The following is a 12,796-nucleotide window of genomic DNA, read 5'->3' as shown; positions in this document are numbered from 1 at the left end:
CGCGTGTTCACAGGAATTGTGGAAGAACTCGGCGAAATTGTCGCCAAGGAAGAACTGGTCGATGCTGCACGCTTCACGGTGCGCGGGCCACTGGTCACCTCCGACGCCGGTCACGGCGATTCGATCGCGGTCAACGGCGTGTGCCTGACGGTCGTCGATGTGCTTGCCGACGGTTCGTTCACCGCAGACGTCATGCAGGAAACGCTGAACCGCTCGAGCCTGGCGAAGTTGGATGTCGGCTCTCGCGTCAACCTCGAGCGTGCCGCGGCGCTGAACAGTCGACTCGGCGGCCACCTGGTCCAAGGGCACGTCGACGGAACTGGCCACGTCATTTCCCGCTCGCCTTCCGAGAACTGGGAGGTAGTGCGGATCGCACTGCCGGACTCCATTTCCCGATACGTGGTGGAGAAGGGTTCGATCACTGTCGACGGAGTCTCGCTGACGGTCTCCGCGCTGGGCGGCGACCGCGGGTTCGAGTACTTCGAGATCTCGCTGATCCCGACAACGCTCGAGTTGACGACGCTCGGAACCGCTGTGGTCGGTACGCCGGTCAACCTCGAGGTGGACGTGATCGCCAAGTACGTCGAGCGGCTTCACTCTGCCGGTCGGTAGGACCAGGCTGATCGGACCCGTCCGATTGGTCGTAGGGTTGTCAGTGCATCCGTCGGATGCACTTGTTGTATTCGATGATGTTAAAAGTCAAGACTTTGGAGTGCGAGCACGTGACCAGGTTCGACAGTATCGAGCGCGCAGTAGCAGATATCGCTGCAGGTAAAGCTGTTGTCGTCGTGGACGACGAGGATCGCGAGAACGAGGGCGACCTCATCTTCGCCGCCGAGAAAGCCACCCCGGAACTGGTGGCGTTCATGGTCAGGTACACCTCCGGCTACCTGTGCGTGCCGCTCGACGGTGACGATTGCGATCGGCTGGGCCTGCCCCCGATGTACGCCACCAACCAGGACAAGCACGGCACCGCCTACACCGTGACCGTCGACGCCCGTGAGGGAATCGGTACCGGCATCTCGGCGTCGGACCGCGCTGCGACGATGCGTCTGCTCGCCAACCCCGAATCCGGTGCCAACGATTTCACTCGTCCCGGCCACGTCGTTCCGCTCCGCGCGAAGGAAGGCGGAGTGCTGCGTCGTCCGGGCCACACGGAAGCTGCAGTCGACCTCGCCCGCATGGCGGACCTGCGTCCCGCCGGCGTCATCTGCGAAATCGTCAGCCAGAAGGACGAAGGCGCGATGGCTCAGACCGACGAGTTGCGAGTCTTCGCCGACGAACACAACCTTGCTCTGATCTCGATCGCGGACCTCATCGCGTGGCGTCGCAAGCACGAGAAGCACGTACTGCGCATCGCCGAGGCCCGTATCCCCACCCGCCACGGTGAGTTCACCGCTGTCGGGTACACGAGCATCTACGACGAGGTCGAGCACGTTGCGCTGGTGCGCGGCGACATCGCAGGCCCCGACGGAGACGGTAGCGACGTACTCGTCCGCGTTCACTCCGAGTGCCTCACCGGCGACGTCTTCGGTTCGCTGCGGTGCGATTGCGGCCCACAGCTCGACGCCGCACTGGACATGGTCGCCCAGGAAGGCCGCGGCGTTGTCCTGTACATGCGCGGACACGAGGGTCGTGGCATCGGGCTCATGCACAAGCTGCAGGCCTACCAGCTCCAGGACGCCGGTTCCGACACAGTCGACGCCAATCTCGAACTCGGGCTACCGGCGGACGCCCGCGACTACGGCATCGGTGCGCAGATCCTCGTCGATCTGGGGATCTCGTCGATGCGTCTGCTGACCAACAACCCGGCCAAGCGTGTGGGTCTGGACGGCTACGGCCTGCAGATCACCGATCGCGTTCCGATGCCGCTGCGCGCGAATGCGGAGAACCTCACCTACCTGCGCACCAAGCGCGATCGGATGGGTCACGATCTGATCGGACTGGACGAGTACGAGGCGAACCAGAACACCGCACAGCCGGGAACCGCACTGTGAGCGGCGAAGGTCAGCCGCAGCTCGCGATCGCCGAGGCCAAGGATCTGAAGCTGGCGATCGTTGCCGGGCAGTGGCACGCGACGATCTCCGAGGCTCTGATCGCCGGCGCGCAGCGCGTCGCGCAGGAGGCACAGATCAAGGACGTGACACTGGTCCGTGTCGCCGGTGCGATCGAACTGCCGGTCGTTGCGCAGGCATTGGCTCGCACGCACGACGCCGTCGTCGCACTCGGTGTTGTCATCCGCGGCGGCACGCCGCACTTCGAGTACGTGTGCGACGCGGTCACCGCGGGCCTTACACGCGTCTCGCTCGACGAAAGCACTCCCGTGGGGAACGGTGTCCTGACCACCGACACCGAGCAGCAGGCTCTTGACCGTTCGGGGCTGCCGGGTAGCGTCGAGGACAAGGGCGCACAGGCCTGCGCCGCCGCACTGGACACCGCAGTGACCCTGCGCCATCTCCGAGCACCATGGACCGAGGATTCGTTTCGATGAGTACACCCGGCGACAACGAGAACTGGGAACTGATAGCGTCACCGCGTAAGTCGACGCGATACGCGATCGGAGTTGCTGTCCTCCTGGTGATCGTTCACGTCACACTTGCACTCCTGCTCCGCCAGGGGTCCACCGGCGTGTACTTCCGCGCCGCGGACCAACTTGCGATGGCAGGCATCGGCACCATTCTGGCTCTCGGTGTACTGATGTTGACGCGGCCCCGGGTCAAGGTGGGCAAGCAGGGAATCGCCGTACGAAACATCTTGGGCGAGAAGATCGTCGACTGGGATCTGTTCGAGGGACTCTCGTTCCCCGACGGCGCCGCCTGGGCACGCATCGAATTGCCCGACGACGAGTACATGGCAGTGATGGCGATCCAGTCCAACGACCGTGAGTACGCCGTCGACACGGTCGGCAAGTTCCGCGAACTGGCCGACCGCTACGCACCGGTCGCGCACAAGAGCAACTGACGTCTTCCGACCGGTTCGGTGCCCGCATCCTGCGCGTTTCCGAGTCGGTCGGTGGCGGCGACTAACCTGAAACCGTGCCGGATCCCTCGACTTACCGCCCCGCTACCGGAACCATTCCGGCTGCGCCGGGCGTCTACAAATTTCGCGATCCGCATGGTCGGGTCATTTACGTCGGAAAGGCGAAAAGCCTCCGTTCACGTTTGAACTCGTACTTCGCGGACGTCACGACACTTCATCCCCGTACTCGGCAGATGGTGACCACCGCCGGCAGCGTCGAGTGGACCGTCGTCAGTACCGAAGTCGAAGCGCTTCAGCTCGAGTACAACTGGATCAAGGAATTCGATCCGCGGTTCAACGTGCGGTACCGCGACGACAAGACGTATCCGGTTCTCGCCGTGACGCTCAACGAAGAGTTCCCGCGGCTGTTCGTCTACCGCGGTCCGCGGCGCAAGGGCGTCCGCTACTTCGGTCCCTACTCGCATGCCTGGGCGATTCGCGAAACACTCGATCTGCTGCTGCGAGTGTTTCCCGCACGAACGTGCTCGTCCGGAGTCTTCAAACGACACAACCAGATCGGCCGGCCGTGTCTGCTCGGTTACATCGACAAGTGCTCGGCGCCCTGCGTCGGACGAGTCAGCGCCGAGGAGCATCGTCAGATCGTCGAAGATTTCTGCGACTTCCTCGCCGGCCGCACGGACAAGCTGGTCAAAGATCTCGAAAAGCGCATGCAGCAGGCTTCCGAGGACCTCGATTTCGAGACTGCAGCCCGTCTGCGTGACGATATCGGGGCTTTGCGCAAGGCGCTCGAGAAGCAGGCCGTCGTACTCGGTGACGGCACCGACGCCGATCTCGTAGCCTTTGCCACCGATGATCTCGAAGCCGCCGTTCAGGTGTTCCACGTGCGCGGCGGACGCGTGCGGGGTCAGCGTGGATGGGTCGTGGAGAAGGCAGGCGATGCCATCGACTGGGCCGCACTCGACGCCGAGTCCGACCTGCCGATCCTGGTCGAGCAGTTCCTCACCCAGTTCTACGGTGAGCAGGCGGCACTCGAGCCGGGAGCGGGCTCCGAGGCCGGGATCAGCGCCGTTCCCAAGGAAGTTCTCGTGCCGGTCCTGCCTGCCAACGCGACCGAGATCCAGGTGTGGCTGAGCAAGCTTCGGGGATCGCAAGTGCAACTGCGGGTTCCGCAACGCGGCGACAAGAAAGACCTCGCCGAAACGGTCCAGCGAAACGCGAAAGAGGCTCTGGCGCAGCACAAGCTCAAGCGCGCCGGCGATTTCACCTCGCGTTCTGCGGCGCTTCAGGGCATCCAGGAAGCACTGGACCTGGACTCGGCTCCGCTACGAATCGAATGCATCGACATCAGTCACGTCCAGGGAACCGACGTCGTGGCGTCACTGGTCGTGTTCGAAGACGGGCTCCCGCGTAAGTCGGACTACCGCCATTACGCGATCAAGGAAGCTGCCGGCGACGGTCATTCCGACGACGTGGCGAGTATCGCCGAGATCACTCGCAGGCGGTTCCTGCGACACAACCGCGACCTGGGCATTCTCGCTGCGTCGGCGTCGACCATGGACGCGGACGGTGGGGATCTGGCTCCCGAAGCGGCGATCGACCCGGCGACGGGCCGGCCTCGGCGGTTCGCCTATCCACCCAATCTGTTCGTCGTGGACGGCGGCGCCCCTCAGGTCACGGCCGCAGCGGCGGTCCTCGACGAGCTGGGGGTCACCGACGTCGCGGTAGTCGGCTTGGCCAAGCGACTCGAAGAGGTATGGGTACCGGGGGAAGAAGATCCGGTCATCCTTCCCCGAACGAGCGAGTCGTTGTACCTCCTGCAACGCATCCGAGACGAAGCCCACCGCTTCGCGATCACGTTCCATCGCAGCAAGCGCTCGAGGCGGATGACGGCTTCGGCTCTGGACTCGGTCAAGGGGCTCGGTGAAACTCGCCGTACTGCTCTGGTGGCTCACTTCGGTTCCGTGGCGAAGCTGAAAACGGCAACGGTCGAGGAGATCATGCAGGTCCCCGGTATCGGTGAGACCACAGCCACAGCAGTTCTGGCCGCACTCGGCACGGATTCGGCTGCAGCCGATGCGGGTGCTGAAGCTCGAGCGCTGCCAGCCGCGGTAGGGGATGATGAGCTGGACAAGGAATCCGAATCGTCTGTTACCTCTGCTGACGCGCCAAGCGCCGAATCCGGTAGCGGTGACGAGGGCTCCGAGTCGCGAGAATTGTCCATGCCGACGACGGGGCCGAGTGCACAGTGACTACCGACAGCGCCAAAGACAGTCGAACGATGGATTTCCTGCTGGTGACGGGATTGTCCGGAGCCGGTTTGAGTACCGCTGCCAAGGTGCTCGAAGACCTCGGCTGGTATGTCGCGGACAATTTGCCACCTGAGCTCATTTCCCGGATGGTCGGTCTGAGCTTGACCTCCGATCCGCCGGTCGATCGTCTCGCCGTCGTGATCGACGTGCGGAGTCGACTCTTCACCGGCGACCTCGGGTGGGTGCTCACCGAACTCGAGGCGGAGCCGATCCACACTCGGGTGCTGTACCTCGAAGCGTCCGACGACGTGTTGATCCGACGGTTCGAACAGGTTCGCCGCAGTCATCCGTTGCAGAACGACGGCATCGACGGCACGTTGTCCGAAGGGATCGCAGCCGAGCGTCGGCAGTTGGCCGTGGTGAAGGCGGCCGCCGATCTGGTCATCGACACGTCGGCGCTGAAGGCACATCAGTTGCGTCAGAAGATCGAAACGGCGTTCGGGAACGATGCCAACCGCACGATGAAGGTGACGGTCCAGTCGTTCGGATTCAAGTACGGCCTGCCGATGGACGCCGATCTCGTCTGTGACGTTCGATTCCTGCCCAATCCCCACTGGATCCCTGAACTTCGCCCGCACACCGGTCAGGATGCCGACGTCCGCGACTACGTGTTGTCCCGCGAGGGTGCGGAGGACTACCTAGACACCTACCGACATCTGGTCGATTTGACGATCGCCGGATATCGGCGAGAAGGAAAGCGCTACATGACAATTGCGGTCGGGTGTACCGGCGGTAAGCACCGAAGCGTGGCCATGTCCGAAGCTCTCGCGAGGCGTTTGGGTTCCGAGGACGACATCTCGGTCAGCATCGTGCACCGGGATCTGGGGCGCGAATGAGTGAACCGACACATAGCTCGCGGGAGAAGCCAGATGGGCCGGCCATCGTCGCGCTCGGCGGCGGGCACGGATTGTTCGCCACGCTCCAGGCCGTCAGACGCCTGACGGTCGACGTCACCGCAGTGGTCACGGTCGCCGACGACGGTGGTTCGTCGGGCCGGCTGCGCGCCGAACTCGGCGTCATCCCGCCCGGTGACCTCCGGATGGCGCTCGCGGCTCTCGCGTCGGACGAACCCGAGATAGTCGACTGGACTCGGACCATTCAGCATCGCTTCGGCGGTGTCGGCGCACTTGCCGGGCACTCGGTGGGCAATCTCATCCTGGCCGGACTCACCGAGGTGCTCGGCGATCCGGTCGTCGCGCTCGACGAGATGGCGCGACTGCTGCGAATCCGTGGCCGCGTGCTGCCGATGTCGCCGATCGCGCTCGAGATCGAAGCCGACGTTCAAGGACTCGAAGAGGACCCACGCGTCAGCCGCTGCATTCGTGGACAGGTCGCCGTCGCGACCACGCCGGGCAAGGTTCGGCGTGTGAGACTGCTCCCGTCCAATCCGCCCGCGTGTCCCGAGGCTGTGACTGCGATCGATCGTGCCGATCTCGTGGTTCTCGGCCCGGGATCGTGGTTCTCGAGCGTGATCCCGCACGTACTGGTACCCGAACTTGTCGAATCACTGTCGTCGACGAATGCTCGAAAGGTGCTGGTGCTCAATCTCGCACCTGAGCCGGGGGAGACCGCCGGATTCTCCGCAGAGCGTCACCTGCACGTACTCTCCCAACACGTGCCCGATTTTCGGGTCGACTACGTGGTGGTCGACTCGGCGTCGGTACCGGCCGGGCGTGAACGTGAACATCTGCAGCGTGCGGCGGATCAATTTTCAGCCGAAGTCAGGTACGCGGATGTCGCGGACACCTCACCGGGCGCAGCGCATGTACACGATCCGGCAAAACTGGCCGATGCACTGGCTGAACTGTCGAGCAGTGCGGCAGTAGGGGATTCGACACAGTCTTCCCTGCAAGAACAGCAATCCGAAGAACAGAGGGAGAACACTTCGTGGCAATGACAGCGGAGGTCAAGGACGAACTGAGCCGGTTAGTGGTGACTCAGGTCAGCTGCCGCAAGGCAGAGGTCTCCGCGTTGCTGCGCTTTGCCGGTGGGCTCCACATCGTCGGCGGCCGGGTGGTCGTCGAAGCAGAGGTGGATCTGGGCTCCACGGCGCGACGTCTGCGCCGGGAGATATTCGACCTGTTCACCTACAGTGCCGATGTTCACGTACTCAGTGCGGGCGGGCTTCGAAAATCCGCTCGCTACATCGTGCGTGTGGCGAAGGAGGGTGAGGCCCTCGCGCGCCAGACGGGACTGCTCGATCTTCGCGGGCGCCCGGTTCGCGGCTTGCCTGCGCAGGTCGTCGGCGGAAGTGTCGGCGACGCCGAAGCAGCTTGGCGCGGTGCGTTCCTCGCGCACGGTTCCCTGACCGAACCCGGCCGTTCGTCGGCGCTCGAAGTGAGCTGCCCCGGCCCGGAAGCTGCACTTGCTCTGGTCGGAGCTGCGCGGCGTCTGGGGATCTCGGCGAAGGCACGTGAGGTTCGCGGAACGGATCGTGTGGTGATCCGCGACGGTGAGGCCATCGGCGATCTCCTGACCCGAATGGGAGCCCAGGACACACGCCTGGTGTGGGAGGAGCGACGGATGCGACGCGAGGTCCGCGCCACCGCCAATCGTCTCGCCAATTTCGACGACGCAAACCTGCGACGCTCTGCTCGCGCTGCCGTTGCGGCTGCTGCGCGCGTCGAGCGTGCGTTGGAGATCCTCGGCGAGGACGTGCCCGATCACCTCGCGGCGGCGGGCGCACTGCGCGTCGAGCATCGGCAGGCGTCCCTCGAAGAACTCGGCCAGTTGGCCGACCCGCCGATGACCAAGGACGCCGTTGCCGGACGTATCCGTCGCCTGCTGTCCATGGCTGATCGCAAGGCGAAGGAAACGGGCATACCCGACACCGAATCCGCAGTGAATGTGGAGCTACTCGAAGAGGGGTGACCTGCCCTCCGTCAGGGTGGGCTGCGCACGTTCGGGCCACGCGCATTAGGGTATGAGTCACATCGACCGATGAACCCCACGTCCGCGTCGTGCACACACGGATTCGGAGTATGCGTGGGTCAAGTTGCACACCAGAATCATGGTCAAAGGAGCGAATTGTGACTGTCCGGGTTGGCGTAAACGGTTTCGGCCGTATCGGACGTAACTTCTTCAGGGCGGTGGATGCGCAGAAGGCGCTCGGAACCACCGATATCGAGATCGTGGCAGTCAACGACCTGACTGACAACGCGACGCTCGCTCACCTGCTGAAGTACGACTCCATCCTCGGCCGTTTGCCGTACGACGTGTCGCTCGACGGTGACGACACGATCGTCGTCGGCGATCAGCGCATCAAGGCCCTCGCACACCGCGGCCCGTTGAACGAGCTTCCCTGGGGCGAGCTGGGCGTCGACGTCGTCGTCGAGTCCACCGGCATCTTCACCGACGCCGCAAAGGCCAAGGGACACCTCGAAGCCGGCGCCAAGAAGATCATCATCTCGGCTCCGGCCAAGGGTGAAGACATCACCATCGTGATGGGCGTCAACGACGACAAGTACGACGGCAGCCAGAACATCATCTCCAACGCGTCGTGCACCACCAACTGCCTCGGCCCCATCGCCAAGGTTCTCGACGACGAGTTCGGCATCGTCAAGGGTCTGATGACCACGATCCACGCGTACACCCAGGATCAGAACCTGCAGGACGCTCCGCACGCAGACCTCCGTCGCGCCCGCGCAGCTGCCCTCAACATCGTTCCCACCGGCACCGGTGCAGCCAAGGCAATCGGCCTGGTTCTCCCGCAGCTGCTCGGCAAGCTCGACGGCTACGCACTGCGCGTGCCGATCCCCACGGGCTCGGTCACCGACCTGACCGCGAACCTGAAGAAGTCGGCTACCGCCGACGAGATCAACGCCGCGATGAAGGCTGCTGCCGAAGGACCCCTCAAGGGCATCCTGAAGTACACCGACGCACCGATCGTCTCCTCGGACATCGTCACCGACCCGCACTCGTCGATCTTCGACTCGGGTCTGACGAAGGTCATCGACGACCAGGTCAAGATCGTTTCCTGGTACGACAACGAGTGGGGCTACTCCAACCGCCTCGCCGACCTCATCGGCCTCGTCGCCAAGTCTCTCTGAGCGGAGTTTCGATAACAGTGGCAGTTCAGACGCTGAAGGATCTGCTGGACGCTGGGGTCGAGGGGCGCACCGTACTGGTGCGTTCCGACCTCAACGTCCCGTTGGATGGCGGAGAAATCACGGACCCGGGCCGCATCGTCGCGTCCGCTCCCACCCTGCGGGCACTTGCCGAGGGTGGAGCGAAGGTCATCGTGACCGCGCACCTCGGGCGCCCCGACGGTCAGCCCGATCCCAAGTTCTCCCTCGCACCGGTTGCTGCGAAGTTGGCCGAAATCCTCGGTCGCAACGTGCAACTCGCCGGTGACGTCGTGGGACAGGACGCGCTGGCTCGTTCCGAAGGACTCACCGATGGTGACGTCCTGATGCTCGAGAACATCCGTTTCGACCCTCGCGAGACCAGCAAGGACGAAGCCGAGCGGGTCAAGCTCGCCAAGGCTCTCGTCGAGCTGGTCGGTGACGACGGCGCATTCGTCTCCGACGGATTCGGTGTTGTTCACCGTAAGCAGGCGTCGGTCTTCGACGTCGCGAAGCTGCTCCCGCATTACGCCGGTTACCTGGTCGGCGCCGAGGTCGAGGTGCTCGCCAAGCTCACGCAGGACGCTGCGCGTCCGTACGCGGTGGTGCTCGGTGGCTCCAAGGTCTCGGACAAGCTCGCCGTCATCGAGGCACTGGCACCGAAGGTCGACACTCTGGTGATCGGCGGCGGAATGTTCTACACGTTCCTCGCGGCTCAGGGTGTCTCCGTGGGCAATTCGCTGTGCGAAGAGTCCATGATCGAGACCTGCAAGGGTCTCCTCGACCGGTACGCCGACGTCATCCACATCCCTCAGGATGTTGTCGTCGCGGACTCCTTCTCGGCCGATGCCGAGTCGAAGATCGTTCCGTTCGACAAGATTCCCGACGGCTGGATGGGACTGGACATCGGACCGGAGTCGGTCAAGCGCTTTGCCGCGATCCTGACCGGCGCCAAGACGGTGTTCTGGAACGGCCCGATGGGCGTGTTCGAGTTCCCGAAGTTCGAGGCAGGCACCCGCGGTGTCGCCGAAGCAATCGTGGAGGCAACCGAGAAGGGCGCCTTCAGCGTCGTCGGCGGCGGCGACTCTGCAGCAGCCGTTCGTCAGCTCGGTATCCCGGACGAGGGCTTCTCGCACATTTCCACCGGTGGTGGCGCTTCCCTCGAGTACCTCGAGGGCAAAGAGCTGCCTGGCATCGCAGTACTGGAAGGCTGATCCGACATGGCACGTAAGCCGTTGATCGCCGGCAACTGGAAGATGAATCTGAACCACCTCGAGGCTATCGCCCTGGTGCAGAAGATCGCTTTCTCCTTGCCTGCGAAGTACTTCGACAAAGTGGACGTCACGGTCATCCCGCCGTTCACCGACATCCGTAGCGTCCAGACGCTGATCGAGGGCGACAAGCTCCTCCTCACGTACGGCGCGCAGGATGTCTCGGCTCAGGACTCGGGTGCGTTCACGGGTGAGATCAGCGGCTCCATGCTGGCCAAGCTCGGATGCACCTTCGTCGTGGTCGGCCACTCGGAGCGTCGCACCCTTCACGGTGAGACCAACGAGACCGTCCTCGCCAAGACCAAAGCCGCTCTCAAGAACGGCCTCACGCCGATCGTGTGCATCGGTGAAGGCCTCGAGATCCGCGAAGCGGGCGATCACGTTGCCTACAACGTCGACCAGCTCAAGGGTTCGTTGGCGGGCCTGAGCGCGGAGGAGATCTCCAAGATCGTCATCGCGTACGAACCTGTCTGGGCCATCGGCACCGGCCGTGTCGCTTCTGCCGCTGATGCACAGGAAGTGTGCGCTGCGGTACGAGCAACAGTTGCCGAACTTGCCGACGCCGAGGTCGCAGCCGGCGTTCGCGTTCTGTACGGCGGCAGCGTCAGCTCCAAGAACGTCGGAGAGATCGTCGGCCAGACCGACGTCGACGGCGCTCTGGTCGGCGGCGCGTCGCTCAAGGCTGACGAGTTCGCGACACTGTCTGCGATCGCTGCAGGCGGTCCACTCCCGTGATGTGATCGGGTAGTGGGCTGGAAACTGCAGGACACTGTCACTGCATGACACTGAACTGCATGACACTGAACTGCGGGCGTGTGACCGAGTAGGTCACACGCCCGCAGTTTTTTTGATTCGCCGGATTCAGCGCACGAGTTTGGTTTCCAAAGCGCCGACGAGTTCGGGAGCAAGGTCCAACCCGGTGGTCAGATAGTTCTCGACGGTCCCGTAGTGGTGCTCCACCTGCTCGAAGGCAGCGCCCAGGTAACTTGCGTCGACGGACAGCAGCAACCGGATCACCTCGCCCTTGTCTGCATCTGTGGCGGCGGCGATCGTTGCGACCGTCGCATCGATGAACTCGGCCGAGTACGTATTCGTGAGCAGGTAGTCCGCCATGATCGTTTCGCGCGGTACCCCGGCGAGTGTTTGCAGTAGTGCTGCTGCCCAGCCTGTTCGGTCCTTGCCTGCCGTGCAGTGGAAGAGTTGCGGCCCGGCGGTAGTGGCCAGGGCGGCGAACAACTGCGAGAATCCGCTGCGAGTGACGGGGTCTGCGACAAAGCTGCGATTGATGTTCTGCATGAAAGCTGTTGCAGCGTCCGCTGTTCGGAGAGCCATCGCTTCGGCGTGGATGTTGCCGGACAGGATGGGAATGTGGGCGTACATCGCTGGCGCAGGCACGGTGTCGGGAGTTTCGTTCGCCTCGGTTTCGGAGCGCACGTCGTAGACGGCGGTCAGCCCCAGCGATTCCACGATTGCAAGATCCTCAGGCGAGGGCGTAAGCACGTTTGCGCGGTAGAAAACTCCGCGGCTCATCGCCTGTCCGCTGGTCGTGACGTACCCGGGGCCGGCCACGTCGCGGAAGTTGTGAATCGAAGCCAGACGTGGTGTGTCAGGCAGGGGTATGTCGGGCAGGGCAGTGTCGGGCAGGGCAGTGTCGGGCAGGGCAGTGTCGGAAAGCATGGAGCCGGCCTTTCGGAGGTAGAGTCGCGTCAACTGAAAACTACTGAATCGGTATCTCGACAGTGTGATCGATGCCACTGACCAAGAGTCGTGCCTGGCCGGGTGCAAAGTCATGTGCGAGGCGGGTATGTGGTCAGGCTATCTGTGCGCGCCTGTATGGTGTTATCGGTTGTAGTTGTCCCTATTGGATTGGTGGACGTAGACAGACATGAAACTGTTCCTGGATATCCTGCTGGTCATCACCAGCTTGCTCCTCATCGCCTTGGTGCTCCTGCACCGCGGTAAGGGCGGCGGTTTGTCGAGTCTGTTCGGTGGCGGTGTCCAGTCCAGCCTGTCCGGATCGACTGTTGTCGAGAAGAACCTCGACCGGTTGACGGTCTTCACCGCGTTGATCTGGCTCATCTCGATCGTCGGCATCGGCCTGGAGATCAAGTTCGCCTGATTCTCGGCTCATGACTTGCAGCCGGTAGTTTTTCACACACGAATTTCAGACACG

At 63.5% G+C, this 12,796-nt stretch carries 13 protein-coding genes; 12 read left to right on the top strand and 1 reads right to left on the bottom strand.

The window, feature by feature from the left end; genetic code table 11:
- The first annotated feature begins 3 nt into the window (after positions 1-3).
- The 11 genes from B0E55_RS21340 to tpiA all read left to right on the top strand — a co-directional run bounded on the left by B0E55_RS21340 (position 4) and on the right by tpiA (position 11,358).
- The gene (locus B0E55_RS21340) at positions 4-612 is read left to right on the top strand and encodes a riboflavin synthase (protein ID WP_003944892.1); all 609 of its coding nucleotides are present in this window, start codon (positions 4-6) and stop codon (positions 610-612) included.
- Between the two features lie 110 nt (positions 613-722).
- The gene (locus B0E55_RS21335) at positions 723-1,997 is read left to right on the top strand and encodes a bifunctional 3,4-dihydroxy-2-butanone-4-phosphate synthase/GTP cyclohydrolase II (RefSeq protein WP_003944833.1); all 1,275 of its coding nucleotides are present in this window, start codon (positions 723-725) and stop codon (positions 1,995-1,997) included.
- Positions 1,994-2,491: a 6,7-dimethyl-8-ribityllumazine synthase gene (ribH, locus tag B0E55_RS21330; protein WP_003944999.1), complete on the top strand. Its 498-nt coding sequence runs from the start codon at positions 1,994-1,996 to the stop codon at positions 2,489-2,491. The genes B0E55_RS21335 and ribH overlap by 4 nt, the downstream gene beginning before the upstream one ends.
- Positions 2,488-2,961: a PH domain-containing protein gene (locus tag B0E55_RS21325; protein ID WP_007727982.1), complete on the top strand. Its 474-nt coding sequence runs from the start codon at positions 2,488-2,490 to the stop codon at positions 2,959-2,961. Before ribH ends, B0E55_RS21325 begins: the two co-directional genes overlap by 4 nt.
- A gap of 74 nt (positions 2,962-3,035) precedes the next feature.
- Positions 3,036-5,228, top strand: coding sequence for an excinuclease ABC subunit UvrC (gene uvrC / locus B0E55_RS21320; RefSeq protein WP_080910414.1), 2,193 nt, complete (start codon positions 3,036-3,038; stop codon positions 5,226-5,228).
- Positions 5,225-6,124 (top strand): RNase adapter RapZ, encoded by a 900-nt coding sequence (gene rapZ / locus B0E55_RS21315; RefSeq protein WP_003944872.1) that lies wholly within the window; start codon positions 5,225-5,227, stop codon positions 6,122-6,124. Before uvrC ends, rapZ begins: the two co-directional genes overlap by 4 nt.
- On the top strand, positions 6,121-7,185 hold the full coding sequence (locus tag B0E55_RS21310) for a gluconeogenesis factor YvcK family protein (RefSeq protein WP_080910413.1): 1,065 nt from the start codon (positions 6,121-6,123) through the stop codon (positions 7,183-7,185). Before rapZ ends, B0E55_RS21310 begins: the two co-directional genes overlap by 4 nt.
- On the top strand, positions 7,182-8,159 hold the full coding sequence (gene whiA, locus B0E55_RS21305; RefSeq protein ID WP_021344225.1) for a DNA-binding protein WhiA: 978 nt from the start codon (positions 7,182-7,184) through the stop codon (positions 8,157-8,159). The genes B0E55_RS21310 and whiA overlap by 4 nt, the downstream gene beginning before the upstream one ends.
- Positions 8,160-8,317: 158 nt before the next feature.
- Entirely contained in the window at positions 8,318-9,337 is a 1,020-nt protein-coding gene (gene gap, locus B0E55_RS21300; protein ID WP_080910412.1) for a type I glyceraldehyde-3-phosphate dehydrogenase, read from the top strand.
- A gap of 17 nt (positions 9,338-9,354) precedes the next feature.
- Positions 9,355-10,566, top strand: coding sequence for a phosphoglycerate kinase (locus tag B0E55_RS21295; protein ID WP_019748389.1), 1,212 nt, complete (start codon positions 9,355-9,357; stop codon positions 10,564-10,566).
- 6 nt (positions 10,567-10,572) lie between these two features.
- Entirely contained in the window at positions 10,573-11,358 is a 786-nt protein-coding gene (tpiA, locus tag B0E55_RS21290; protein WP_019748390.1) for a triose-phosphate isomerase, read from the top strand.
- Between the two features lie 126 nt (positions 11,359-11,484).
- Here tpiA and B0E55_RS21285 read toward each other — a convergent pair whose 3' ends face one another.
- A complete protein-coding gene (locus B0E55_RS21285) occupies positions 11,485-12,300 on the bottom strand; it encodes a tyrosine-protein phosphatase (RefSeq protein WP_080910448.1) in 816 nt (271 codons plus the stop codon).
- 208 nt (positions 12,301-12,508) lie between these two features.
- Between B0E55_RS21285 and secG the strand changes: the two genes are divergently transcribed.
- Entirely contained in the window at positions 12,509-12,742 is a 234-nt protein-coding gene (secG, locus tag B0E55_RS21280; protein ID WP_003944946.1) for a preprotein translocase subunit SecG, read from the top strand.
- Positions 12,743-12,796: the final 54 nt, after the last annotated feature.

The organism is Rhodococcus sp. 66b (assembly GCF_002076325.1).
GTDB classification, from domain to species: Bacteria; Actinomycetota; Actinomycetes; order Mycobacteriales; family Mycobacteriaceae; genus Rhodococcus_F; species Rhodococcus_F erythropolis.
This window is presented reverse-complemented; position numbering and strand designations above follow the sequence as displayed.